Genomic DNA, 24,820 nt, shown 5'->3' on the forward strand with positions numbered 1-24,820 from the left:
TATATCTAGAGCTGATAATCCTGCATCTTGCACATGGTTTTCATTAACAACATTTCAATAGTACTTTGAGGATTGCCAGATTGTTTCAACCTCAAACAAGTTCTATCAACCCCAAAGGCGCGAAGGGCTATAGGGCAGGAGGTTTGATGAGATTGGTAAAGAAAGCTTGAGCTTCTGAGTTATTGGCAAGTTGGCTGGAACCAACCGGGTTTTGGGCGGTTTCCGAAGCTTGGGAACCCGGGGACCAGTTACCGCCTAAAAATAAATTTAGGGAGAAGGTAATGGTAACAGCTAGCAAAAGTTTTTCTGACATCACGGGCTCTCCTCACAAAGTAGTTCAGTTAGGGAACACTTCTGAAGTAGAGGGTTGCTGGTTTAGTACCGCTCATCCTACCGAGGTCCCTGAATCCGCTGTACAGATTTAATGATTTCTACAGCCTTACTTAGAGTGCCCATCAATTACTAAATAACCATGAGGTAAGCAACAAGTTATGATGAATTTTGTCCTGGTTGGTTCCCACCTAAACAGCCCTAAACCAGTTCTTGTTAAGAATCCTTAGCTTTGAGGTCAGCCAGCATTAGATTGATGCGCTCCGCTACATCTGCTTTACCTTCGGGATCGGCATCGTAAAGAAACACATCTAGAACGAACCAGCGGCACAAAATGGGGTCGATTCGGACTAATTCCAGCATCACGCCATTGATGACTTCAGTCATCCAGGTTCTCGGCAAACGCTGTAATTCATCTCGAATAGCCAAGGCATCTTCTAAGTTTTGACTTTTGTGGGCGGCGATCGCGGATTTAACCACAGCCTCAACCAATTTGTTGAGACCTGCTGTTAGCTCGGAATTGGGGGAGTTCGGATGCTGGTCTTCCAAAGAATTTTTCAGGTAGCACTACTTCTGAGCTTAGTACGACTACCCGAATTATGCCTGACATTAATCACGATTATTTCCAGCGCCAGCATAGCCCCAAAGCATAGTGTTACGAATTCACCAAAGCCGATGCTCTAGCTTGAAATCCAGCTTGGGCCAAGGCATTCACAGCAGCTTGATAATCTTGAACGCGGAACTGCGCTCCTAAACGGACAAATTGGCGGCGATTCGGAGCTGAAATAACGGCCACTACAGAAATTTTGGCTCTCTCTTCTTCGCCTCGATGCTCTAGGAGGACTGTCCGCAAGCGGTGTTGGTCTTCAATATTGCTGGCTCGCTGGGGATCGAGTTCCACCATCAACATTCGTACTTCTTCCACAGGTTCAGCATCATCAATAATGAACTGGTTGCGATCATCGCGGCGATCGACTTTGCCCCAAATCATTAACCGCGCGTCAGGGATAATGTAAGCGCCGATCCGCTCAAAAGATTTCGGAAAGACTACAGCTTCCGCTTGTCCAGTTAAGTCTTCAATTTGCACAATTGCCATGCGATCGCCTTTTTTGGTGACGACAGGCTTGACGCTGGACAGCATGATGATGGCGCCAATGGTGACATCGTCACGCTGATCGCCCAAGTCACAAATATTGATCGGGGCCAAGATTTTAGCGGATTGCTGCACCGATTTCAGTGGATGGTCGGAGATGTAGAAACCGAGCAATTCTTTCTCTAGCCGTAGCTTTTCTTGTTGCGGAAAATCCTCTACGGGCGGCGCTTTAGGAGCAGATTCAAAATTAGTAGCAGTTGGATTAGGGCTTTCAGCCGTTGCCCCACCAAATAGATCGAACAAGTTACCCTGCCCGATTGCTCGATCCTTCGCCCGCGATTGCGCCCAGTCAGTCACTAGCTCCAAATCTTGAATTAGCTGGTTGCGGTTGGAGTTGGGGTCAAAAGCATCCATCGCCCCGCACTGAATTAAGGCTTCTAAAGCTCGGCGGTTCACAGAGCGAGAATCCACGCGATCGCATAAATCTGCCAGCGACTTGAAAGAACCTCCTTCATCACGGGCAGCCAAAATACACTCGATCGCACCTTGCCCGACGTTACGTACCGCTGACAAACCGAACAAAATACTGGTTTTAAGCGGGGTAAAGTCCACGAGCGATCGATTGATGTCTGGTGGCTCTACCTCGATCCCCATACTTAAACAGGTACTAAGGTATTTTTGAACTTTATCCTGGTCGCCACTATTAGCAGTCAACAACGCTGCCATGTATTCAACTGGGTAATTAGCCTTTAAGTAAGCGGTTTGGTAGGTTACATACCCATAAGCGGTTGAGTGAGATTTATTGAAGCAATATTCTGCGAAGAGCACCATTTGATTGAAGAGTTCTTCGGCAATTTTGGACTTCACACCACTTTTAGTTGAGCCGTCTACAAAGATTTCTTGATGCTTTTGCATCTCAGATACCTTCTTTTTACCCATAGCTCGGCGTAGCAAATCGGCTTGACCCAGTGAATAGCCACCCATATCTTGAGCAATTTTCATAATTTGCTCTTGATAGACCATGATGCCGTAAGTTTCTTTGAGAATAGGCTCTAAAATTTGATGAGCATAATCAATTTGTTCTCGGCCATGTTTGCGGTTAATAAACTTAGGAATTAGACCTGCATCCAAAGGCCCCGGACGGTAAAGAGCCAGAATTGATGAAATATCTTCTAGATTAGAAGGTTTGAGGTCACGCACTACCTGGCGCATGCCAGAAGACTCTAGTTGAAAAATACCTTCTAGTTCACCTTTAGCGAGTAGAGCAAAAGCTTTGGGATCATCAATAGGAATTTCGTCTGGATCAACTTTTTGACCATGCGTTTGCTCAATTAAGTCAACCGTCTTCTGGATCATCGTTAAGTTTCTAAGACCCAGAAAATCCATTTTTAGGAGGCCAATATTCTCAATGTCCTCCATAAAATATTGAGTAATCACAGAGCCATCATTGTTGCGCTGTAACGGCACAATTTCATCTAGAGGTTGTGCTGAGATCACGACTCCAGCAGCATGGACACCAAAGGTTTTGTTCGTGCCCTCAATCCGGATTGCCATATCAATCCAGCGGCGATAAGTAACTGAAGTGTTGGGAATGGTTTGATTCCCATCATATTTTTCTTTGAATTCTGGGGCGGGAGTGCCGTCCGAAATCATGACCTTGAGCTTGGCGGGTTTGCCCCGGGCTACTGGAATCAATTTCGCCATGCGATCGGATTCGCCGTAGGGAATATCCAACACTCTGGCTACATCTTTCAGCACCGCTTTTGAGGTCATGCGGTTGAAAGTAATAATTTGCGCTACTCGATCTTCACCATATTTACGGGTAACATATTCCAGCATTTGGTCACGCTTTTCAATGCAGAAATCGGTATCAATATCAGGCATTGACTTCCGTTCTGGATTCAAAAAGCGCTCAAATAGTAATCCGTGATGAACCGGATCAATATTTGTAATTTTTAGAGCGTAAGCGACCAGAGAACCTGCGGCTGAACCACGTCCTGGCCCCACCGGAATGCCGCTATCTCTGGCGTATTTAATGTAGTCCCAAACAACTAAAAAATAATTAGGAAATCCCATTTGTTGGAGCATTTTTAGCTCATACTCCAAGCGCTCGCGATAGGTGGGAGGTATTTCTTGACGGGACTGACAGTTTAATCGCTGGAGTAAACCTTCCCAAGTTACGTATTCTAGATAAGTATCAGGAGTGTGACCTTCTGGAACGGGATAATTTGGCAGGGGATCTTTTCCTAAGATGTCATAAGGTTCTACTTTTTCAGCAACTTCTAGCGTGGTTGCGATCGCCTCTTCAATCACTTCATCAGGTAAATGATCTTGGAATAGTTGCCGCATTTCATCTGCTGATTTTAGATACTCAGTTCCGCTATAGCGCAGCCGTTTATCCTCAGCAATTAGCTTGCCAGTTTGAATACATAACAGCGCATCATGGGCTTCGACATCAAAGCAAGAAATAAAATGCGAATCGTTAGTGGCGACAATTTTGATGTCTAACTCGCGAGCAATTTTAATAATTTCAACATTAACGATGCGGTCCTCGGTAGAACCGTGATCTTGAATCTCGAGATAATAATCCTCTCCAAACAGATCTTTGTACCACTGAGCCACTCGACGCGCGACTTCTGGTTTACCTTGCATGATGGCTTGCGGCACTTCACCGCCCAGGCAAGCACTCGTGACAATTAGCCCTTCGTGGTATTGCTGCAATAAGTCTTTATTAATACAAGGGCGAGAAAAAATGCCTTTACCCTGCACACCCTTTAGGTGAGAGATTGTGGTGAGCTTTACGAGATTCTTGTAGCCCTGGGTGTTTTTAGCCAGTACAACTTGGTGATAGCGAGGACGACGCTCTTGCTTCTCGATGTCGCCGTTGATTACATACATTTCGTTGCCGATAATTGGCTTAATATTTTTGCCACGGCAAACTTTGATCAGTTCGATCGCCCCATACATGACTCCGTGATCCGTCAGCGCGATCGCGGGCATACCGAGTTCCAAGGCGCGATCGATGAGGGCGGGCAACTGGCTGGCTCCGTCGAGCAAGCTGTAGTCACTGTGAATATGCAGGCCAACGAAAGACATGGGCTTCTCAACCACAGACGGATGGAGATTAGATTACCGCATATCTAGTGTTCGCACCAATAAGTTAACCCCATCACTCCCAATATCTAGCGGAGGTTAAGGTATTAAGTGAAGTTTAAGTCAACTGTGTCATTTACCTCAGGCTGTCTGATAGTACTCTTGCACTATTTTATTCGCTATACAGCCGAAATGCGGTTAAGTTTTGCGGGCTTGACTGATATATTTAGGGCACTTTAAGTAAAAATGAGGCTCAAAATAACCGGACCATCCCAGTCCCAAGTCGTTAAAAAATTAATATAAGGCCAGCAACTTTATCGGAACTGGTGCAATCACTATTAATACCTCACACACAAGATTTCTCCCAACCACTATGTCGAATTCCCTGCGACTCCAATTGGCTGTCTCAGCCACGCTAGCGTTGAGTGCCATCAGTTCTGTTAATCCAGCGATCGCGGCGGCTACCTTCACTCAACAGGAGGTAGATCAGAGCAAATTTATTGCGGTAGCTGCTCCCTATGGCCGACAAGCTCACCAACTCCTCATCTTAGAACAGGTCTCCAATAAGCAGGCCTGCTGGCAAGAGGGCGGAATCGCCACAGGAAGCCATACGCCTGTAGAACCGTTGTTACTCGGCTTTGATTTCACTGGCATTTGTGGACGTAGCACCGATAGCAATGGCTACTCTGTGCGGATGGCAGGCCAAGACCTAGGATTGAAGTATAGTTTGCGAGTGGTCAAACGCAACAATGAATTGGTGCTCATCGGGCAACCCAACCGGGGACAAAATTTACCAGCGTTGGAAATTGGCAGAACCCGTGGCTTAGACTCAGGCTTCGCCAAGATTTTCCTTGATCCAGGTTGGCGGTTGAGTAAGCGCGTTTACAACGATCGCCCACTGGGTCATGTTTACCTCACCAATGATTTGGCTCCAGAGACCTTGCTACCCAGCAATATTGCCACGGGTTCGACTCCACCTACCACGATTCCTGTGGTGGGCTCGACAAAACCTGCGGCTCTACCTACGACTGGCCCGACTCGGCCTGCCAATGGATCTGTAACTGTTCCTGCTCCCCTACCATCGGCTCGACCTACTCAACCAATTGGGATCGTTCGACCCGCGCAACCAATTGGGACCGTTCGGCCTGCTCAACCCACAGTAGTGATTCCCAAAACCCCCACGACTGCAACTGTGATTCCAGTGCCAGTCCCTCCTCCTCAATCCACAAGTCAGCCCGTTAGCCAGCCGATTGGCCAGCCGATTGGGGTAACATCTCCAAAACCGACTGCATCCACGTCTGTTCCTATTTTGGTACCCTTACCAGAAACCAAGACGGGAAATAGACCCAGCACTTCTAGTGTCAAGCTCCCCACCATCACGCCTGCGGTGAGCATTCCCCCCGTGACCAACTCCAGTCGTCCTTTACCCAACAGCGGTATTAAGGTGACACCCGCTCCCAGTCTCCCATCTGTTATTCCCTCCCCCAGTGCGCCTAGTAAGGGGGGTTTCGTGGTGCCCACAGTAGGAGAGCAAAGCAGCACCCAGGCACCTGCGACTCCCACAGTTCAGATCAAATTACCAACCGTTACGGTTTACCAGTAAGTTGAATTCTCCATCCATCTACTAAGGGGCAGAAAGATCGCCAGTGAATAATTCGGCCTTCTGCCCCATGTTTTTTAAGCTGGCTTGGGTTGCTATTAATATTGTCAGCAATACTGTCAGCCCTGTTAGACTTATCCTCCATGCTGGACGATCGCCCAGAATTTCGTCACCCAGAATTTCGGCATTTCATGCTGAAGGAGATCTATGAGCAACCTGATGTCGTTCGGGCTTGCCTAGAGAAGTATCTGAATTTGGATTGGACACAGAATCGCACTTCAGAGTCTCCAATCCATCTGGGATTGCCAGCCAGCTTCTATAACGGTTTGGCCGAAATTCACATTGTTGCTTGTGGCACCAGTCTCCATGCCAGTTTAGTTGGGCAATATTGGCTAGAACAGTTGGCAGGTATTCCGACTAGAGTTCGTTATGCTTCGGAGTTTCCAGACCACCCATTTCCCTTAACTCCCAATACATTGACGATCGCAGTCACTCAATCGGGAGAAACAGCAGACACACTCAAGGCGCTGACATTCGAGCAACAACGGCGGTCTCAACTCACTCCAGCTTGCCGTCCTCGCTTGCTAGGTTTAACCAATCAACCGAACAGTACCCTACAGCAACGAGTAGACCATATCCTACATGCACCTTCTGAACAGGAAGTGGGAGTGGCAGCAACCAAGAGTTTTGTCGCTCAGTTAATAGTGTTCTACACCTTGGCGCTGGATCTGGCTTGTCGCCGCCAAATGCTATCTAGCGATCGCCTCGATATCTTGCTCAGAGAAGTAGAACGGTTGCCCGAGAAGATCTCCCAAATCTTAGCAGCAACAGACGCGATCGCCCAACTGGCGAAAGAGTTGGTGGATACTCAAGATTTTATCTTTTTGGCTAGGGGGATTAATTACCCCATTGCGCTCGAAGGAGCCTTGAAGCTAAAAGAAACCAGCTATATCCATGCTGAAGGTTATGCGGCTGGAGAGTTTCTCCACGGGCCGATCGCGATTCTGGATGAGCAAGTAACGGTGGTTGCGATCGCGATGCCAGGGCAAGTTTACGACAAAACTTTGGCGAATCTGCAAAAGGTGAAATCTCGTGGCGCTAGGTTAATTGCCATTACCACGCCTGTAAATTCTGAAGCCGCCGCTTTGTTTGATTCGTTGCTGCCGATCCCAGACGTAGATGAGTTACTCTCGCCAATTTTGACGGTGATTCCCTTACAACTCCTGGCCTATTACATCACGGTGTATCGGGGGCTAGATGTCGATCGCCCGCGTGGTTTAACTAAATCTTTGAGTGCAGAATAATACAGTCGCGTTTGGTGCTATGAGTCAGCGATCGCTCCCAAGGCGATTAATGTGGTTTTTTGGGCTTCTGTTAAGCCTTTGACCTCTGTAATATTCATTCCTTCATAGGGTCGGGGTGGTTGCAGGGTGTTGAGACAGGTTCCAGTTTCCAGATCCCAACACTTCATCGTTTCGTCTTGGCTACCACTCCACAACAGGTAATGATGAGCATCCAAGAGCAAGGACCAAACCCAGTTTTGATGCCCCGATAAGGTGTTGAGACATTCTCCGGTAGTTAAGCTCCAGATCTTAATCGTTCTGTCAGCACTACCAGTAATGAGCTGGTCACTGCTGGGATGAAAAAGAATGGATAGAACGGCACTAGTATGTCCTGACAGAGTTCTCTCACATTCTCCAGTGGCAATATTCCACAGTTTGACGGTGAAGTCATCTCCCCCAGTTGCCAGTAGTTGACCATCCGGGCAAAACGACACAGACCACACTCGGTTAGCATGCGCTTGAAGGGTTCTGAGACACTGGCCTGTAGCTACATCCCATAGATTAATCATTTGCTCATAACCACCACTCGCAAGCAAGCAGCCATCTGGACTAAAGGCAACTGACAACACAGAACTCGTATGTCCTGACAATGTCTGGAGACATTCTCCACTGGTGATGTCCCACAACTTGACTAGATGGTCGTAACTACCACTGGCGACTAATCTGCCATCTGGACTTAAGGCGATCGCCCAAACCCAACTGGTGTGACCTTGCAATGTTTTCAGGCATTCTCCAGTTTGCACATTCCACAGTTTAATTGTGCGGTCTAAGCTGCCTGTTACTAAAGTTTGGCTATCCGGCGTAAAGGCGACGCCAAAGATACGATTCGCATGTCCGCGAAAGATTTTTTTCAGTGGGTAGGTCAAACTGCGAGATGCGTCTGAATCTATGGCGTTGAAATCCCATAATCTAACTGTTTGGTCTTCATGACCACTCGCAAGCCATTGCTGATCTGGACTCAGGGCGATCGCATAGATCGAGTTGCTGTGTCCCTGAATAGTTCTGGCACATTGGCTCGTAGAGATATCCCAAATTCTGGCTGTATGGTCATCTCCCCCGCTCGCGAGTAGATGTCCCTCTGGGTGAAAAGCTACAGACCAAACCCGATTGGTATGTTTTTCTAAAGTAGTGAGACATTTACCTGAAGGCACACTCCACAGCTTTACAGTTTGGTCATAGCTACCACTAGCAACCACTTTGCCGTTCGGGCTGAACGCGACAGAGGCTACGGTGCTGACATGCCCTGGAAGCGTTTTCAGACATTCTCCCGTGCTAGCATTCCAGAGCTTCACGGTATTGTCAAAACTGCCACTCACCAGCGTTTGTCCATCTGGACTGAGTGCCAGCGCTTTAATCCAATGACTATGTGCCGGGAAGCTTTTGAAACATTCTCCTGTGGCGATCGCCCAGAGCTTGATGGTTTGATCTTCACCTGCACTGGCTAGGGTTTGGCCATTAGCAGCAACACTCACCGCCCAGACACAAGCGGTATGCCCTGCCAAAACTCGTAGGCAATCTCCTGTCTGGATATCCCAAATGCGGATGGTATGGTCGGTACTACTACTAATGAGAATTTGCGCCGTTGTACTATCTGGAAAACTAGGATGAGGCGCAAAGGCGATCGCCGTGACAATGCTGGTGTGTCCATGCAAAGTTTTGAGGCATTGTCCTGTTTCGACATCCCACAGCCGCACTGTATGATCTTGCCCACAACTGGCTAAAACTCGGCTGTCCTGGTTAAAAGCAACCGCCCAAACCCAACTATTATGGCCTTTGCAAGCTACCATCTGCTTGCTGTTTGTTGCTCTCCAAATATGAATGTCGCCATTGGTATCACTGGTGGCTAAGAGCTGACCGTCTGCGTTAAAGGCTACGGAAGTAATGCCGCCGAAAGTCGCTGCAAAAACACAGTGAATGAATTCTGCCTGAGCGAAATTTACTTGATGTAAATTGACATCTTGTAGATAGGCTTGGCGGATCTTTAACCCGGAAAAATCATAACCTGCTAAATTCGTCTCTAACTGACGAAGTAAGTTGAGGAGATTGCCACCGCCATATCCGGTGAATCCGAGTGATTGGCTCTGTAGCTGAGTCAGGAGCTGATTCAGTTTTTGCTCAAGCTGTTGTAGAGAACCTAATTTGGTCAGCGATCGCTCCACCACAGCTTTTAGAATGAGCCGAATTTGGCTTTCCCGAATATACTCTTTGGCTTGCCCCTGCATCAACACATGACTCAACAGCAACCGAGGGGACACCGTGACGATCTCCTCACAGACTTGCTCGATCAGTTTCTCGGTCACATATTCCATCACCACAGGCTGTTGCGTAAATCCCAGTGGGCGAGTTGCACCAGCAGTCGGCTTGGCTGTGTCAATCAGACAGCGCCATGTCAGCGATTCCAGAGTCTCCATCAATTTGGGTCTGGAAATCTCCGGTATCATGTTGACTTGCAATTCTGCCGGAACAACTGGTTCCCGATTAATTGCTAACCAATACATCACCTGAGCTTCTATGTCTGACAAGCGCTCAAACTGTTGAGTCAGTAAGGTCGCAATGCCGTTAAATGCTCCCATACCTTGGTCGAGAAACGCCGCAATATCACCGGCAAATAAATCCTGAATTGAGGTAGCGGCAATCTTGAGCGCCAACGGATTTCCTCGGTAGTGCTCGATCAACTGCTCTTGTTCGGTGGTCGAACCTGCCAATCCTTTAGCCAGCAAAATTTCATGCCCTGCGATCGCCTCTAACCCAGCCACGGAAAGCGTTCGCACGGATAGCAAATCTCCTTCTAGCGCTCCGACTTCTTGAGGTTTCTCCCGAGTTGTAATTACCAAGCAACTTTGATGGGAGATCTCGCCGACCCGCCTCAGCAACTCTCCATAGCTTTCATAGCCGCTGCGGTAAGCTCCTGCTCGCATACCTCCTTGGAGGATCGCCTCAAAGTTATCCAGAATCAGTAGACAGCGAGATCCTCGTAACAGCTCCAACAGACGAGAAAGCTGGCCACTTAAGCTTTCTGGCAAGGTGATGTCTTGCTGACGAGATAAAAACTTGATCAAAGTTGCGAGTAGCTCTGGTAAGGGCGGGGCATCTCGCAGCGATCGCCAAATCAGACACTCAAACTCACCCTGTAATTGTTCCCCAACTTTGACAGACAAAGCTGTTTTACCAATCCCTCCCATCCCCAAAAGGGTGACGAGACGGCAACGGTCTTGCTGCACCCACTGACGCAAAGTGCTGAGTTCATCGGCTCGACCATAAAAGATTGACACATCAATCGCTTCTCCCCAATCTTGAGCCGGGAGTGAGGAGCTAGAAGCGTGAGCTAAGGAGGTGCTACTGTCTCCTCGATCGCTAACTGCAACTTCCTGGCGCTTGGCTTGCGATCGCTTCAACACGGTTGGACAGTTGAATTTTGTGACTCTCTCGCCTAAAGCATCCGAGAGTAACTGCCACAACTTAGCACCCGTATCTTTGATGTAGCCTTGGTCATAGCCAGATTCTTTCGCAATTTCTGAATATGACCATCCTTCCCAAGCTCGCTTAAATACTGTCTCTTGCACTTTATTTAAGCGGCCTACCTCTAGAACCTGCTCAACAATCCCTAATGCTTCTTCAGCAGTCATCAACCTGCAACTCAATCTTGGCTTTCAGTGAATAAATGACATTTAGCACGCTCACCAGGCGTACTAGCCGTTTCCGCACCCCTCAATAAGCTTATCCGCAAATTTACGGTTTATCTGACTTTATTCCGACTTTCCCAGACGAACAAATCAGGGAGATCAAGGTTGATATCGTTCAAAACAACATTTCACAACTAAGTAGCTTGGGTATACAGTTCTCCGCAAAGCCCTGCTACCTCGCCACCTCAGGCGATCGCTGGCTTAAGGCCTCATTGCTCGATCACTGAGAAACAGCGGTTTGCTTCTGTCTGGTCTGCACCTGCTCCACAAATTGTTGAATCACTTGAAGATAGCGGCCCTCACCAATGGCAGCGACATCATTGTGTCCCGCATCCTCCACCAATAAAAGTTGCTTAGGTTCTGGCGCTGCCTGAAATAAAGTGCGGCTCATTTCTGCGGGGACTGTCAAATCCAAAGTACCGTGGATGAACAACACAGGTGTCTTCAGCGATCGCACCTTTTCCAAGGAGTTAAACTTCTGCGTCAACAACAGATCCGCTGGAAATAGACCAAATCCACCTCGAACATCGACCATCCGGCGCATGGAAGTAAAGCTACTTTCCACGATCAGCCCAGCGACTTCAGGCTGCTTGATGGCTAAGTCAATCGCGATCGCCCCACCTAAGGAATGACCATAAAGAAAAATCTGTTCCGGTGGAATCTCCCGGACTTGAGTTAAATAGTTCCACGCAGCTTGTGTATCTGCATAAACCTGCGCTTCAGTAGGGAAACTGCCCTCACTGCGACCATATCCTCGGTAGTCAAACACAAAGACAGATAGCCCTAGCTGATGAAACCGCTGGGATTGAGATACAGTGGCTCCCACATTCGCCCCATTGCCATGCACATACAAAATCACGCCTTGTTCTGGCTCTGTAGGGGGCATCCACCATCCATGTAAGCGCTCGGCTTTGCCTGTAGGAGTGGTGATGGGTATCCAGATATCTTGATAAACCAGATTGACAACTGCGGGTGTGGTTTCGCTAACGGGAGCAGGAAAGAAGATAAACCGATTTTGCCGAAATAGCAGGAAGACACAAGCTGCTAAATAGGCGATCGCCAGCCCGCCTCCCAAGACCAGCAGTAACTTCAGCAAGAGTTTGAACAGCAAAACCAGCGTGGGCATAAGTTTCAATTCCAGAGCCAATGAATAGCGCTAGCCGTAACTCCCGTTGAAGTTGTTACTGACTAGCGCCATTCTCTGTATCACTTTAGCTAAGTGCCACTCCAGCTAAATAGAGCGCCGCTTGAACACATAGTAAGAGCCTGCTGCCGCGACTCCTAGTAACAAGCTGCTTCCTAGCGCCAGAGGCATTGTGGTGTCAGGACTCGCAACTGTACGAGTCACTGTTTCTTCAGCAGAGTGGATCGGATCATGATGAGCTTGAGCGCTCGGGGCGATCGCGTGAGCAGCACCCACTAAAGCTAGCGTCAGGGAGGAGAATTGCCAAAATAAGCCTAAGTTCATACATCCTGCCTTAGAGTCTAGAAATTGCGTCATCCCTACAGGAAGACTGAAGGCATAATAACTAGACTCTCAATGTTCACTAATGGATCTTTAGAGAGAAAACAGAGTTAACCCATATAGGGCAATTGCTCGTGCCAAGGCGTAGATTGCTCATAGGCATAGGCAACCTGGAACAAGATATCTTCCCGCAGCACATTGCTGATCATCTGTAGACCAATGGGCATGCCTTTGTCATCAAAGCCACAGGGAACGCTCAAGCCTGGTAAGCCCGCTAAGTTCACCGGAATGGTCATCAAGTCAGACAGATACATGCTTAACGGATCAGCCGTTTTCTCACCTGCCTTAAATGCCGTAGAAGGGGCAGTGGGACAGACTAACAGATCCACTTGTTCAAAGGCTCGCTCGAAGTCTTGCTTGATCAAAGTCCGAACTTTTTGGGCCTTCAGGTAATAAGCGTCGTAGTATCCAGCAGACAAAGCATAGGTGCCAATCATGATCCGCCGCTTCACCTCAGAGCCAAACCCTTGAGCGCGGGTCTTGGTATACATCGCCAGGATGTTATCAGGGTCTTCCGAGCGGAAGCCATATTTCACGCCATCATAGCGAGCCAAATTAGCCGAAGCTTCAGAGGGCGCAATGATGTAATAAGTCGGCAAACCGTAGCGGAAGCTAGGACAAGAAATTACTTGAATTTCCGCGCCCAAATCCTGAAGTTGTTGAATCGCTTTGGTGACTGCGGCTTCTACGACCGGATCAAGCCCTTCGCCAAAGGTTTCTTGAATTACCCCAATTTTGCGCCGACCTCTGGGTTTGAGATCAGGCTTGAGAAATTTCGAGTAGTCCGGGATTTCTACGTTAAGGCTGGTCGAGTCTTTGGCATCGTAGCCCGCGATCGCCTGCAACAACACTGCCGCATCTTCGACACTGCGACCAAACGGCCCAATTTGATCCAACGAAGAAGCATAAGCCACCAAACCATAGCGCGAAACCAAGCCATAAGTTGGCTTCAGACCCACCACACCGCAGAAGGAAGCGGGTTGCCGAATTGATCCGCCGGTGTCTGATCCCAAAGCGACTACGCACTCTCTAGCCGCAACCGCCGCCGCCGAGCCACCAGAGGAGCCACCAGGCACACGCTCTAGATCCCAAGGATTCGCGGTGACTTGATACGCTGAGTTCTCGGTGGAGCTACCCATCGCAAACTCGTCCAAGTTAGTTTTACCCACCATCACAGCTCCAGCGGCAGCTAGCTTCTGGGTCACTGTGGACTCGTAGGGCGGCACAAAGTTTTCTAAAATTCGCGAACCGCAGGTCGTGGGAATACCCTGCGTACAGAGATTGTCCTTAATCCCTACAGGGATACCTGCTAACAGTCCGATTTCTTCCCCTGCCGCAATTTTGGCATCGACTTGCCGTGCTTGCTCTAGCGCCCGATCTGCCGTGACGCACAGAAAGCTATGCAATTTCGGCTCTAGGGCTTGAATACGCTCTAGAGCTTCTTGGGTAATTTCCACAGCCGAGCGCTCTTTGCTGACAAGCTGTTGATGCAACTCGCGGATGGATGCCATGCAGCGACCTCTTCCTGACTCAAAGTCCAAAACTTTAGTATACGTTTCTGCAAATACACCTTATCCGTTTAGGCGAATAAAGTTCTGGTCAGCCACTATAGAAATTGAGAAATTAAGGGTTAAGATGCAATCGCAAAATTCGAGTTTCGATCGCGCTGCTCAAGCTGCTCGTTTGCATGTGCAGAGCCAAGGGAAAGGGTTTCCCATTCTTTGTCTGCACGGCCATCCTGGGTCAGGCAGTAGTTTGTCAGTGTTTACCAATCATTTATCCCAGCGTTTCCAGACCATTGCGCCAGATTTACGGGGTTATGGCAACAGCCCTGCTCAGCAAGCATTTCAGATGGAAGATCATCTACTGGATTTAGAAGCGGTGCTCGATCGCTATCAAGTTTCGCGTTGCTTAGTTTTGGGTTGGTCGCTAGGTGGCATTTTGGCGATGGAACTGGCCCTAAAATTTCCCCAACGAGTCAGCGGCTTAATTTTAGTCGCGACAGCCGCTCGCCCACGCGGTAGCCATCCGCCCATCACTTGGCAGGACAATTTTTATACGGGGTTAGCATCGATGATCAATCGCCTTTCCCCGGGTTGGCAGTGGAATATTGAGGCATTTGGTAAGCGATCGCTCTACCGCTACCTGATTCAGCAGCACACCGCGATCGCCTACCAGTATTTAGCCGATGAGGCACTAATTGCCTACCTCCGCACCTCCCGAGAAGCCACCCAAGCTCTGACAGTCGCTTTGAGAAAAGACTATAACCGCCTAGCGGATCTCGCTCAAATTACTTGTCCCAGCTTAGTCTTAGCGGGTGCCGAAGATCGCCACATCACGGCTCAATCTAGTTGGGAAACTGCTCAGCACCTCCAGAACAGTCAATGGCATTGCTACCCAAACACAGCTCACCTATTTCCTTGGGAGATCCCCGATCAAGTCGTAAAAGATATTGATCGGTGGCTAGCTCTCCATCCAGAAGTGATGAAATCAAATTAGGTTGGTTTTCTTAGCGAACCTCAAGGGTAGCCACAGGTTTAAAGGCAATTTTGAGCGTGACAACTCACACTACTAAAATTGCCCACTAAGAATCCGAGACTTTCCCAGAGGCATTTTTACCTCCAAATCATCCGCGATTGTTAGGTCGGCAGGGGTTTTGCAGCGCTTTACTGTGACTCGAATCCCTTGAGCGCCTTCTTGCTCCAAATCCTCAACGTAACCAGATTTGGCAACTTGAGCTTCTTGAGAACTGAGGAATGGCCCAAAGTAGTAAGTACACCGAGGCCTATCAGTAACAATCTCAACCCAAAAAGCGAGCCCAAGAGTCTCGAGAAAACTGACCAAAACTTCTTTCATGATTCTTTTTCTGTGCCGATTACCAACGTTTTACGGGGTGCTACGCAGGCTTTTACTGTCGTTATTATTCACACTTTGTTATACTCTGTTGCATTTCTTTTTTCAATTCCTTCTTTGTTAGGCATGTTGGCAAAATCAAAGGAGGTGCCATGCCGCTGTCGGTAAATTTCATAAAGTACCATTCCTGTGGCAACGGAAGCATTGAGGCTGGGAGTCTTGCCGCTTAACGGAATGGAGACTAAAACATCACAGCAGCGCTGTACCGTTAAGCTTAAACCTTCCCCTTCGGAACCAATGACCAGCACAATCGGGCCAGAAAACTTCACCGTGGGGACTGGCTCGCTCGCTCCCGCAGCAGTACCGTAAATCCAGAATCCGGCAGTCTTGAGTTCTTCTAAAGCGCGGGTCAGATTAACGACCCTAGAAACAGGAAATGTTTCTAAAGCCCCTGCGGCTACTTTCTTCACAACGGATGTAATCCCCGAAGCTCGTCGTTGTGGGATCACCAAGCCCTGGGCTCCTAACGCTTCAGCAGTCCGAATAATAGCTCCTAAGTTGTGGGGGTCGGTGATCCCATCCGCCACAATGATTAAGGGCTGACTCGTTGCCGCTTGAGCTTGGGCAATCAAATCGCCCAAATCAGCATATTCATAGGGTGCAACCTGAGCAATCACACCTTGATGATTTGCACCTGGTGCAATGTAGCTGAGGCGTTGCGGCTCCACTTCGTCAATGACAGTGCCATTGGCTCTGGCTTGCAGCAGCACGGTATGAAACCGGGGGTCGTAACGCAGTCGGGGAGTAATCCAGATCCGATTGAGCGGATGTTGGTTTTCTAAGGCTGTTAGCACCGGATGACGACCATAGATCAAGTCGCTTTCTTCGGACTCGCCAGCAGGTTTGGTGGAAGTCTCGTCAAAACGGCGATCGCGGTTTTCCTGCCCTCGATCCCGTCCTTCACTCCGCCCCTCAAACTTGCGATCGCGACCTTCACTCCGCCCTTCAAAACTGCGACCCCGACCTTCTGAGCCACCGTGACCCTCAAAGCTGCGGTCACGACCCCCAAAGTTACGCTCCCGTCCTTCAGGACGACCGAAACTCCGATCGCGGCCTTCACTGCGGCCTTCAGAACTAGAACTGCGATCGCGCTCTCCAAAGCTACGGCCACGAGTCTCAGGGCTGCGTTCCCGCCCTTCCGAACCCCGGTCACGCGGCTCAAAACTGCGTTCACGGGGGCCAAAGTTACGCTCCCGCCCTTCGGGACGACCAGAATTGCGATCGCGCTCTCCAAAACTGCGATCGCGGCTCTCAGAGGTGCGTTCCCGCTTATCAAAGTTACGAGTGGGTTTATCTGAGCGCTGCCGAGGAGCCTGAAAGTCTCCTGTGTTTGCAGTAGGCCTGACTCTAGGCTCTCCGTCACCTGCCCCCCTCCGGTCGCTGCCTCGGTATTCTCCCCCTCTATAATCGGTTCCCTTCCCGGAGGGGCGCTCCTTAGCAGATTTTGTGCGCAGACGAGGACTTGAGCTGCGAGATGCATCCTTTGGGATGGGGCGGCCTTGGCGGTCTCCTGACTGACCTTGCGATTGAGACCCTTTGCCTTCAGCGGCTCTACCGCGGTCTTTAGAGTAATTCTTCTTGGCGGCCATATTATTCTCTCAATAATTCGAAAAATTTATATCCCGGAGCCTTCAAGTCCCCACTGGTCTGAGGCTCATTATGTTGACCAGGAGGTAGCTACTCCTCTAGCGTTGGGTCTAGTTTCAGTTGGGCCAATAAGTAAGCCAAACGCTGGGGATTGGTTAGGTATAGATAGCCCATTAAAGCTTCTAGACTAGTCGCCTGCTGATAGATTTCTGGATTCACTCGCTTAGAGCGGCTAGAAGCGGCGTTACGTCCTCGTCTCAGAATTTCCAACTCTTCGCCGGTCAACAAAGACTCTAGCGATCGCAGATGGTGAGCCTGGCTTTCAGCTCTGACTTGCGCCACAACTTGCTGATGATAGCTTTGCAGTCGCTTGGGAGGAAGCAGGTACTGGGAGCGGATATACAATTCATAAACTGCATCTCCCAAGTAAGCCAACGCACCAGGTGAAATCGTCTGCAACTGAGCCGTGGGCAGAGTGATAGTGGGCAGAAAATTAGCTGGGCTAGCCAGGTCTTGAGCTGCCTGTGTATCCGAAATTTCTAAGCAATCTTCTTCTGCTTTCACAGACAGCTCTTACCTTGTCAGCTAGATCCCACAGAACCGTTATTTTCCATCATAGGTCAGTCGATTAATTCGCTACAGTCTTGCCATTTTTGCAGAATGACAAGCTATCCAGTTAAGCCTGGATAGCTTGATGGCGCGACTTTTGCATGAGTCAAGCTGACTTGACGTTCTCTAAGGCCACATCGACTGAAGTTTGCAGAGCTAAGAATTGCTCTAAACGAACTAGCTTCACAGTTTGGGTCACTCGAGGATTAGTGACAATCTGCAAGGTTCCCTCAGCGGCTTGCGCCTTTTTGGCTAGCTGCACCAGCGCACCCAGTCCAGAACTATCAACAAAGTCGATATGGGAAAGATCCAAAATGACATGCTTGGGGCCTTCTTCGACGCATTTTGTGAGCACCTTACGAAAGGTAGGTTCAGAAAATGCATCTAACAGACCCGTCAGACGGAAGAGTTGGCAATTATCTCTGACTTCGCGTGTGCCTCTAAGGCTAACGGTCAGGGTGAGTGGCTCAGGAATAAATCCCTCCTAACAAAAAATGTCCATAATTCGAGGCTCCAGTATACACTTTAGCCAGTTTTCAGGACAACTCATGCCAGTATAATCCTTAGCTCCATGCCTGTAACCTCAAGTTTGCAACTTTAAGTTTTTTAGGACGTTGCTTCGGTGGCGACGGCTGTAGGGCGATCGCCATTAGTTTTGGCAGCTCGCATGGCCTGTACAAAGTTTTCAAACAAATAATCTGCGTCATGCGGCCCAGGGCTGGCTTCCGGGTGATATTGCACTGAGAACAAAGGCAGGGATTTGTGCCGCAAGCCTGCTACCGTGCGATCGTTGAGGTTGAGGTGGGTGATCTCCACATCTGCATCAGGCAGGGATTCTGGCGCGATCGCGAAGCCATGATTTTGGCTGGTGATCTCAATTCGCTGCTTTAATCCAGCAGGTTGATTGAGTCCTCGATGACCAAACTTGAGCTTGAAGGTTTCTGCCCCCAACGACAACCCTAAAATCTGGTGGCCCATACAAATGCCGAAGATGGGTTTTTGGCTGGTCAAGAGTGCCTTGGTCGTGGCAATACCTTCGGTTACTGCCGCCGGGTCACCGGGTCCATTCGAGAGAAAAATCCCGTCTGGATTGTATTTCATGATTTCGTCTGGAGGCGTGTCGGCTGGAACCACAAGGACGCGGCAACCGTAACTAGCCAAACGACGCAAAATATTGCGCTTAATCCCAAAGTCCAGCGCCACCACGGTTAACAAATTAGAGCCGCTCTCATCGTTCTGAGCGGTGGGGCTGAACTCCCACACGGAATCGGTGGGGTCAGACCATTCGTAAATCGTTGAGGTCGTTACTTCCTGGACTAAGTTGAGACCAGCCATACTGGGTGCATTTTGCACCTGCTCCAGCAGTTCTGTGGGATCAAGAATTTCGGTCGAGATTGCCCCATTCATGGCTCCAGCAGAGCGAAGCTTACGCGTCAGGGCGCGGGTATCAATGCCGTAAATGCCTGGAATGTTGTGTTGCTTCAGGTAGTCCGATAAAGATTGGGTCGATCGCCAATTGCTAGGACGTGGGCAAATATTGCGAGCGATCGCCCCTCGTACCTGAGGCCGTGCAGATTCATCATCTTCAGGGTTTACGCCAGTATTTCCCAACTCAGGATAAGTGAAGGTAACAATTTGACCGCAATAGCTGGGATCAGTCAAAACCTCCTGATAACCCGTCATTCCTGTGTTGAACACAACTTCGCCAATGGTGGTCCCAGGCGCACCAAAAGACCACCCCCGGTAAACTGAACCATCCGCAAGAACTAAAAGAGCAGGTTGAGGGGCAGAAAGAGCCATAGAAGTCTAGATAGGAGGACCTTGGAAACTGATATTTGAAAACTACTTGCCGGACGCTATTATCCCATGCCCAATTGTAAGTGTCGTATCGAAAACTGCCGAATCCGGCTGGCCCAGTAGGAGCACATTAGGGCGAACTTGTCTCTGCTGGAACGAGCACTTTCAGAGCCTGGTGTACAACTTGGAATGTCACAGGCAACTCACCAATTTGATGCCCATCAATATGAAAAGGCAGCTTGGTAGGTGAACTAAGACGCACCTTTGCCACTTGGTAAGTTTCAATTTTGGGGTTGTAGTGGTACTGACCTCGACTAATAGACCAAAAATGACGCACTAGTTCCCATTTGCTGAACTTGCGATAAACGCTGACAGTCAGCAGCCCATCATCCATCAGTGCATCAGGAGCCACCGTAAATCCGGTTCCATAATAGGGACCATTGGCAATCACAACTAGCAGAGCTTGGAGCTGAAATTCGCTGCGAGTTGCGAGTTGACGGCGCAAAAATCGTTGACGCAGGGAGGTGCGTGTCGTCGCGTTTGCCAAGGGACGATCTAACTCAATTTTCAAGCGCTGAGGTTGATAACTGATGGCTAAGCGGACAGCTTGCAGCGTTCGTCCCCATTGCCCATCTTTCACTTCTTCCCCTAAAGGAAAGAGAGCTGCATCTAGCCCTACCCCAGCGGCCTCAAAAAAGTAGTGCTCAGCGTCGTTGTTGGCTTGTCCAACATCAATACTTTTGATTTGCCCTTGGGCGATCACTTGACAGGCTTGAGCCAGATCGGTCGGTATGCTGAGGCTACGAGCAATGTTGTTATAGGTGCCAATGGGAACAATGCCCAGCGGAATTGGAGCGTGAATCAGCCCTTTTGCGACTTCACTGACCGTGCCATCTCCACCCCCCACAATCACCATGTCATATCCTTCTTCTACGGCTCGTTGGGCCAGCAGCGCCGGAGATTCATCTGGCTTGGTAAATGCGAGATCAGCTCGAATATCTTCTGTCTCCAAGGCAGCAATGATATCGGGCAGCTTCATGGGGTTAGGCTCATCCGTACCGGAAACCGGATTCATGATCAAACTTGCACGCTTCACTGGCTTGGCCCCACTTGGATGTTGTGAATCAATATCAACTTATTCAGTGTCTAAACTAAACCTAGCTGATTCCAGCTTGGTGCCGCTCAATTGACTAAACAAGCCAACCGTCTTTTAAGCTGGCGATCGCCCTGTACGGAATCTCAGCTGGGGTCGGTGAGTTTAAAGTAGAAGAGTGAAAACTAAAAATATCTAGCTTGTAGACTTTAAACCATCCCACGGCAGTTGTTTGCCTTCCTATGCCAAAGCTTTTTCCGTCGAGAGCGATTTTGCTGATTGTGTCGGGTGTCTTAACGCTGGCTAGTACAGGTTGCAGCGGCTCCTCGATCAAGCCTTCGGCGCAGAGTCTGTCTGCTCCCACGCCTACTTCGAGTCCTGCGCCAGTGGCTGAATTACCGATTGATCCCTCACCTGTAGTGATTGAAGAGCCTGCGTCTCCACCTACTCCAGAACTGGACCCCTTTGAGTTTGCGCTCGATCGCGCTGCCAGTGCTGCTAGCATTGGAGCCTCCGCGCAATCCCAAGATGACTGGAAGTTAGTGGTGAGCCAGTGGCAAGAAGCGATCGCCTTCCTCAAACAGGTGCCAAATTCCAGCCCTTACCAATTGCTAGTTAAAGAAAAAATTAGCGAGTATCAACAGCAACTCACGTACGCCAAGAAACAAGTCAGCAAGCCAGATGGGGCTACCGAGCCTCCGGCTGAGAGCGTGATTGCTTTAGCGCCTCCCCCGATCCCACAACCCTTAGAGGCATCACGCTCCAATGTCGCCACCCGACCGGCTCAACCTGCACCTAGGCGCGAACGAGTTTTTGAGGCTCCCATCAAGCGCCGAGAAGGCGGTACTCCCGTCATTGATGTCACCTTTAACGGCAATCAAACCTTTGAGATGATTGTAGACACAGGCGCGAGCGGTACCTTGATTACGCAGCAAATGGCAGCTGCTATGGGTGTCAAACCCGTTACCAAAGCCTTGGTAGACACAGCCAGCCAAAAAGGAGTAGAAATTCCCGTCGGCTTTGTCGATTCGATTGAAGTAGATGGGGCAGTCGCCAGCAATGTATCAGTTGCGATCGCGGGGCCTGACTTAGATACTGGATTGCTCGGTCACGATTTCTTTGGCAACTTTGATGTCACGATTCGGCGCGACGTGGTGGAATTTCGAGTCCGATAACGCGATCCTACTGTACTGAGTTTGTATGCAACTGAATTTCGATTACGCAAAGCTGAAAGAGGCTTTGATTTCTGCCACAGCTGAAGCATTTGCCCAAACCAAAGCAGTTGCTGAAGCTGAGTCTCTCTATGTTTTCGGCCTCTACATTTGCCGGGAAGGCACTTTCATTACACCCACTGCCAACACAGAAGCAGGGCTGACTCGGCTAGCCCAAGAGTATGCTCATAAGTACGGCAAGCCGAGCAACTTGTATCAACAAAGTTTACGCTGGTCGCCCTGGGACTGGACCTACCATGCTCAAGGCCAAGAATTTTATGCTGAGGTAGAAGACCTTCTAGAAAGTACTTGGTCTGAAGCAGATTGCCGATACCTTCTAGAAGCTCAAAAGGTGTTTCAGGTTTGCCGTGAAGCTCTAGCACAGCTCGATCGCCAAGCCGTTTTCGACACCGGTAACGTGCGTGAAGCTCTTCTGCTCAATTTGTTCAAGAACGACCAAACTCAGGCACAACTCTTACAAGAAGCCCGCTACCTGAACAGCCCAAAAGCTTGCGATCGCTTCGCTGTGGAATTACACCAAGGCCAAACTGTGTTTTTCCAAAAAGCTCGTTAGACAAAACTAGGCAAAAGCGGAAGTGCCGAAATCAGGAGGAACATCCTGCCAGCGACCTTGGCCCACGGCTCGCAGGGCTTCTTTCAGATCTACGTCTCCGGTGTAAATCGCTCGACCGACGATCGCCCCTGTCACCCCGGAGGGTTCTAGCCCCAGCAAACTCAGTAAATCGGTGACAGAGCTGACTCCACCCGACGCAATGACTGGGATGGCGATCGCATTGGCTAATTCTCGGAGTGCGTCTAGATTGGGGCCTTGCAGCGTGCCGTCGCGGTGAATATCGGTGTAGATAATTGCGGCTGCGCCGAGTTGGGCCATACGCTGCGCCAACTCTGTAGCTAACACTTCCGAGGTTTCCAGCCAACCTCGTGTGGCTACCTTGCCATTGCGGGCATCAATCCCCACCACAATCTGACTAGGAAATTCTTGGCAGAGCTGCGCTACTAGATCCGGCTGCTCCACGGCCACGGTGCCCAAAATAGCGCGTTGCACTCCTGTTGCTAGGAGATTAGCGACACTTTGGCGATCGCGCAAACCGCCCCCCACTTGAACTGGCACATCCACCGCTCGCACAATTGCCTCAATCACTGGCAAATTCACCGGATGTCCAGCCTTGGCTCCATCTAAATCAACCAAGTGCAATCGAGGTGCGCCTTGTTCCGCCCACTGCCGCGCGACTGCCACCGGATTTTCATCAAACACTTGTGATTGGGCGTAGTCACCCTGGTACAACCGGACACAGCGACCTTCTAGCAGATCAATAGCTGGAATCACATCCATGACTTCACTATCCCTTAACCGTAAACACCAAACTTGCTACAACTCAGGTTTGCGATCGCGCTACCCAGTTCTCATTGAAGCAGGTTTGTTCTCATTCAGGAGCAAGGCCACAGACTCCAAGCCACGACCTGAGTTTCGATTTGCGGCTAAGAATCAAACAAGTGCTTCCAATACACCAACTTACTCAGTTCATCTCACCCAACTCTTGTCCTGGCAGCGTCACTCTAAAAACGACTTGAGTTGCCTGACTTTCAACTTTAATCTGTCCTTTGAGCAGTTCTACCAGCTTCTCGACTAAAGCTAGACCCAAACCTGTGCCTCCCTGTTTCCAGGGGCCATGGCTGGGGACTCGATAGAACTTCTCAAAGATGTGAGCTAAGGCAGGCTCAGGAATTTCACAACCAGAGTTTTGAATCGTGAGTTCGATTTGATCTGACTTCTCAAATCTAGAAGCTAAAGCGATCGCCCTTGCGCTAACGACGATCTCGCCTCCCATTGGAGTATATTTGCAAGCGTTATTTAGCAGTTCTGCCACAATGCGCTCTAAACCATTCTCCATTGAGAGCAAGGGTGGGAGATCCGCCGGGATGTCTAGCTGCAAATTTTGTTGGCGTTCTTTAGCTCGTTCTTGAAAGGGCTCCAGGATGGAGGGGAGCCAGTCTTGTAGCCGCAAACTTTCTAACTCTACCGAGACAGCACCCGCTTCCAACCGCTGAAAGTCTAGTAGATCGTTGATGAGTTCGATTTCGCGATCGCACTCTTTGCTCAAGATTTGCATGTAGCGATCGCGTTGCTCTGCATGTTTGGCCACCTTCAACATCTGAATTGCCATTTTGATGTTGGTCATGGGGGTGCGCAGTTCGTGAGAGACGGTGGACAAAAAATCATCCTTGGTTCGGTTTGCCATTTCGGCCTCAGACCGAGCGGCTTGCTCTTGAGCCGCAGCGGCTTCGGCAATATAGCGAGCTTGAGAATTGCATAAAGCAGCAGCTGTAAAGTCTGCCAAGCTGGTCATGACTCGCACATCTTCGGCATCAAAGTGGCAGTGCTCATCATGGGAAACAATCCAAATCGTGCCTAAAGGTTGTCCCTGGGCTAGCAGCGGAATCACCAATCCTTCAACAATGGTCGGTTTAGCTTGCTGAAAGTAGGTGAAATATTGTTCAGGATAGGAATATAGCTGGGGCGCACCTCGATCTATGCAAGTGCCGCAAGGGCTAAAGTGACAAGGAGTTGATCCTTGCTCGTAAGCCGCTAAGCCTCCTGCCAAACATGTCCAACGAAAAATAACTTCACCAGTCTCGGTGGTCTCCAGCAAACTCACCCCTGCTGTTCCGGCGTGGCAAAGCTTCAGAGCCATTTGAACTAGTTGTCTCAGCATAGTGGCAGGCTGGTCCACCATTTGTCTGGCTAAGCTGTGGAGAGCCGCATTCTCTGCCTGAAAGTTTGGCAATCTGGAGACTGGCCCCAACAACCTGTGCGTGATCAGAATATCTTCTAAGACAATTTGCTTCGAGGACAAGGAAGTCATAACGCACTGAATTGAAAGGGCAAAGAGATTTTGAGGTGAGGTTCCCCTTCAACTTCAG

20 protein-coding genes are annotated in these 24,820 nt (G+C 49.5%); 5 read left to right on the plus strand and 15 right to left on the minus strand.

What is annotated here, in order from left to right; all coding sequences use genetic code 11:
* Positions 1–127 precede the first annotated feature (127 nt).
* The 3 genes from H6F72_RS19835 to H6F72_RS19845 form a co-directional block, all read right to left on the minus strand.
* Positions 128–313, minus strand: a complete 186-nt coding sequence (locus tag H6F72_RS19835; RefSeq protein ID WP_190439615.1) for a hypothetical protein — start codon at positions 311–313, stop codon at positions 128–130.
* A 233-nt stretch (positions 314–546) separates the two neighbouring features.
* Positions 547–879, minus strand: coding sequence for a hypothetical protein (locus tag H6F72_RS19840; protein WP_190439616.1), 333 nt, complete (start codon positions 877–879; stop codon positions 547–549).
* A gap of 106 nt (positions 880–985) precedes the next feature.
* Positions 986–4,519 (minus strand): DNA polymerase III subunit alpha, encoded by a 3,534-nt coding sequence (locus tag H6F72_RS19845; protein WP_190439621.1) that lies wholly within the window; start codon positions 4,517–4,519, stop codon positions 986–988.
* A 370-nt stretch (positions 4,520–4,889) separates the two neighbouring features.
* On the opposite strand from H6F72_RS19845, the gene H6F72_RS19850 reads away from it, so the two are divergent.
* Together H6F72_RS19850 and H6F72_RS19855 are read left to right on the plus strand one after the other, a co-directional pair.
* Positions 4,890–6,119 (plus strand): DUF3747 domain-containing protein, encoded by a 1,230-nt coding sequence (locus H6F72_RS19850; protein WP_190439624.1) that lies wholly within the window; start codon positions 4,890–4,892, stop codon positions 6,117–6,119.
* A gap of 140 nt (positions 6,120–6,259) precedes the next feature.
* Entirely contained in the window at positions 6,260–7,420 is a 1,161-nt protein-coding gene (locus tag H6F72_RS19855; protein ID WP_190439627.1) for an isomerizing glutamine--fructose-6-phosphate transaminase, read from the plus strand.
* Positions 7,421–7,437: 17 nt separating this feature from the next.
* Here the strand turns inward: H6F72_RS19855 and H6F72_RS19860 are convergent, their stop codons facing one another.
* From H6F72_RS19860 to gatA, 4 genes are all read right to left on the minus strand, one after another.
* Positions 7,438–11,085 carry an NB-ARC domain-containing protein gene (locus tag H6F72_RS19860; protein ID WP_190439630.1) on the minus strand — a complete coding sequence of 1,216 codons (3,648 nt, stop codon included), beginning with the start codon at positions 11,083–11,085 and terminating at the stop codon, positions 7,438–7,440.
* A 277-nt stretch (positions 11,086–11,362) separates the two neighbouring features.
* On the minus strand, positions 11,363–12,268 hold the full coding sequence (locus H6F72_RS19865; RefSeq protein ID WP_190439631.1) for an alpha/beta hydrolase: 906 nt from the start codon (positions 12,266–12,268) through the stop codon (positions 11,363–11,365).
* 105 nt (positions 12,269–12,373) lie between these two features.
* Positions 12,374–12,643 (minus strand): hypothetical protein, encoded by a 270-nt coding sequence (locus tag H6F72_RS19870; RefSeq protein ID WP_190439634.1) that lies wholly within the window; start codon positions 12,641–12,643, stop codon positions 12,374–12,376.
* 74 nt (positions 12,644–12,717) lie between these two features.
* Positions 12,718–14,178 (minus strand): Asp-tRNA(Asn)/Glu-tRNA(Gln) amidotransferase subunit GatA, encoded by a 1,461-nt coding sequence (gatA, locus tag H6F72_RS19875; protein ID WP_190439637.1) that lies wholly within the window; start codon positions 14,176–14,178, stop codon positions 12,718–12,720.
* Positions 14,179–14,302: 124 nt separating this feature from the next.
* On the opposite strand from gatA, the gene H6F72_RS19880 reads away from it, so the two are divergent.
* Positions 14,303–15,166 (plus strand): alpha/beta fold hydrolase, encoded by an 864-nt coding sequence (locus H6F72_RS19880; protein ID WP_190439641.1) that lies wholly within the window; start codon positions 14,303–14,305, stop codon positions 15,164–15,166.
* A gap of 72 nt (positions 15,167–15,238) precedes the next feature.
* On the opposite strand, the gene H6F72_RS19885 is transcribed toward H6F72_RS19880, so the two are convergent.
* The 6 genes from H6F72_RS19885 to H6F72_RS19910 form a co-directional block, all read right to left on the minus strand.
* Entirely contained in the window at positions 15,239–15,523 is a 285-nt protein-coding gene (locus H6F72_RS19885) for a DUF1816 domain-containing protein (RefSeq protein ID WP_190439644.1), read from the minus strand.
* A gap of 68 nt (positions 15,524–15,591) precedes the next feature.
* The gene (gene rlmB, locus H6F72_RS19890) at positions 15,592–17,169 is read right to left on the minus strand and encodes a 23S rRNA (guanosine(2251)-2'-O)-methyltransferase RlmB (RefSeq protein WP_190439647.1); all 1,578 of its coding nucleotides are present in this window, start codon (positions 17,167–17,169) and stop codon (positions 15,592–15,594) included.
* Between the two features lie 88 nt (positions 17,170–17,257).
* The gene (locus H6F72_RS19895; RefSeq protein WP_190439650.1) at positions 17,258–17,731 is read right to left on the minus strand and encodes a ribonuclease III domain-containing protein; all 474 of its coding nucleotides are present in this window, start codon (positions 17,729–17,731) and stop codon (positions 17,258–17,260) included.
* 151 nt (positions 17,732–17,882) lie between these two features.
* Positions 17,883–18,251 carry an anti-sigma factor antagonist gene (locus tag H6F72_RS19900; RefSeq protein WP_190439908.1) on the minus strand — a complete coding sequence of 123 codons (369 nt, stop codon included), beginning with the start codon at positions 18,249–18,251 and terminating at the stop codon, positions 17,883–17,885.
* A gap of 131 nt (positions 18,252–18,382) precedes the next feature.
* The gene (gene carA, locus H6F72_RS19905; RefSeq protein WP_190439661.1) at positions 18,383–19,576 is read right to left on the minus strand and encodes a glutamine-hydrolyzing carbamoyl-phosphate synthase small subunit; all 1,194 of its coding nucleotides are present in this window, start codon (positions 19,574–19,576) and stop codon (positions 18,383–18,385) included.
* A 127-nt stretch (positions 19,577–19,703) separates the two neighbouring features.
* Positions 19,704–20,669 (minus strand): diacylglycerol kinase family protein, encoded by a 966-nt coding sequence (locus tag H6F72_RS19910; protein WP_348252034.1) that lies wholly within the window; start codon positions 20,667–20,669, stop codon positions 19,704–19,706.
* A 239-nt stretch (positions 20,670–20,908) separates the two neighbouring features.
* Between H6F72_RS19910 and H6F72_RS19915 the strand changes: the two genes are divergently transcribed.
* Together H6F72_RS19915 and H6F72_RS19920 are read left to right on the plus strand one after the other, a co-directional pair.
* Positions 20,909–21,841 (plus strand): TIGR02281 family clan AA aspartic protease, encoded by a 933-nt coding sequence (locus H6F72_RS19915; protein WP_190439667.1) that lies wholly within the window; start codon positions 20,909–20,911, stop codon positions 21,839–21,841.
* A gap of 25 nt (positions 21,842–21,866) precedes the next feature.
* Complete coding sequence (locus H6F72_RS19920; RefSeq protein ID WP_190439670.1) at positions 21,867–22,451, plus strand: DUF4303 domain-containing protein; 585 nt, start codon at positions 21,867–21,869, stop codon at positions 22,449–22,451.
* Positions 22,452–22,457: 6 nt separating this feature from the next.
* Here H6F72_RS19920 and hisA read toward each other — a convergent pair whose 3' ends face one another.
* Positions 22,458–23,231, minus strand: coding sequence for a 1-(5-phosphoribosyl)-5-[(5-phosphoribosylamino)methylideneamino]imidazole-4-carboxamide isomerase (gene hisA, locus H6F72_RS19925; protein WP_190439673.1), 774 nt, complete (start codon positions 23,229–23,231; stop codon positions 22,458–22,460).
* A gap of 184 nt (positions 23,232–23,415) precedes the next feature.
* Positions 23,416–24,762 carry a GAF domain-containing sensor histidine kinase gene (locus H6F72_RS19930; RefSeq protein ID WP_190439676.1) on the minus strand — a complete coding sequence of 449 codons (1,347 nt, stop codon included), beginning with the start codon at positions 24,760–24,762 and terminating at the stop codon, positions 23,416–23,418.
* Between the last annotated feature and the right edge of the window lie 58 nt (positions 24,763–24,820).

It is taken from the genome of Trichocoleus sp. FACHB-46 (assembly GCF_014695385.1).
Classification (GTDB): domain Bacteria; phylum Cyanobacteriota; class Cyanobacteriia; order FACHB-46; family FACHB-46; genus Trichocoleus.

What these genes read in the sequence shown, in the direction of transcription:
- H6F72_RS19835 (WP_190439615.1), bottom strand. Translation starts at nt 313, where the DNA reads ATGTCAGAAAAACTTTTGCTAGCTGTTACCATTACCTTCTCCCTAAAT.
- H6F72_RS19845 (WP_190439621.1), bottom strand. Translation starts at nt 4,519, where the DNA reads ATGTCTTTCGTTGGCCTGCATATTCACAGTGACTACAGCTTGCTCGAC.
- H6F72_RS19850 (WP_190439624.1), top strand. Translation starts at nt 4,890, where the DNA reads ATGTCGAATTCCCTGCGACTCCAATTGGCTGTCTCAGCCACGCTAGCG.
- H6F72_RS19855 (WP_190439627.1), top strand. Translation starts at nt 6,260, where the DNA reads ATGCTGGACGATCGCCCAGAATTTCGTCACCCAGAATTTCGGCATTTC.
- H6F72_RS19860 (WP_190439630.1), bottom strand. Translation starts at nt 11,085, where the DNA reads ATGACTGCTGAAGAAGCATTAGGGATTGTTGAGCAGGTTCTAGAGGTA.
- H6F72_RS19865 (WP_190439631.1), bottom strand. Translation starts at nt 12,268, where the DNA reads ATGCCCACGCTGGTTTTGCTGTTCAAACTCTTGCTGAAGTTACTGCTG.
- H6F72_RS19870 (WP_190439634.1), bottom strand. Translation starts at nt 12,643, where the DNA reads ATGACGCAATTTCTAGACTCTAAGGCAGGATGTATGAACTTAGGCTTA.
- gatA (WP_190439637.1), bottom strand. Translation starts at nt 14,178, where the DNA reads ATGGCATCCATCCGCGAGTTGCATCAACAGCTTGTCAGCAAAGAGCGC.
- H6F72_RS19880 (WP_190439641.1), top strand. Translation starts at nt 14,303, where the DNA reads ATGCAATCGCAAAATTCGAGTTTCGATCGCGCTGCTCAAGCTGCTCGT.
- H6F72_RS19885 (WP_190439644.1), bottom strand. Translation starts at nt 15,523, where the DNA reads ATGAAAGAAGTTTTGGTCAGTTTTCTCGAGACTCTTGGGCTCGCTTTT.
- rlmB (WP_190439647.1), bottom strand. Translation starts at nt 17,169, where the DNA reads ATGGCCGCCAAGAAGAATTACTCTAAAGACCGCGGTAGAGCCGCTGAA.
- carA (WP_190439661.1), bottom strand. Translation starts at nt 19,576, where the DNA reads ATGGCTCTTTCTGCCCCTCAACCTGCTCTTTTAGTTCTTGCGGATGGT.
- H6F72_RS19915 (WP_190439667.1), top strand. Translation starts at nt 20,909, where the DNA reads ATGCCAAAGCTTTTTCCGTCGAGAGCGATTTTGCTGATTGTGTCGGGT.
- H6F72_RS19920 (WP_190439670.1), top strand. Translation starts at nt 21,867, where the DNA reads ATGCAACTGAATTTCGATTACGCAAAGCTGAAAGAGGCTTTGATTTCT.
- hisA (WP_190439673.1), bottom strand. Translation starts at nt 23,231, where the DNA reads ATGGATGTGATTCCAGCTATTGATCTGCTAGAAGGTCGCTGTGTCCGG.
- H6F72_RS19930 (WP_190439676.1), bottom strand. Translation starts at nt 24,762, where the DNA reads ATGACTTCCTTGTCCTCGAAGCAAATTGTCTTAGAAGATATTCTGATC.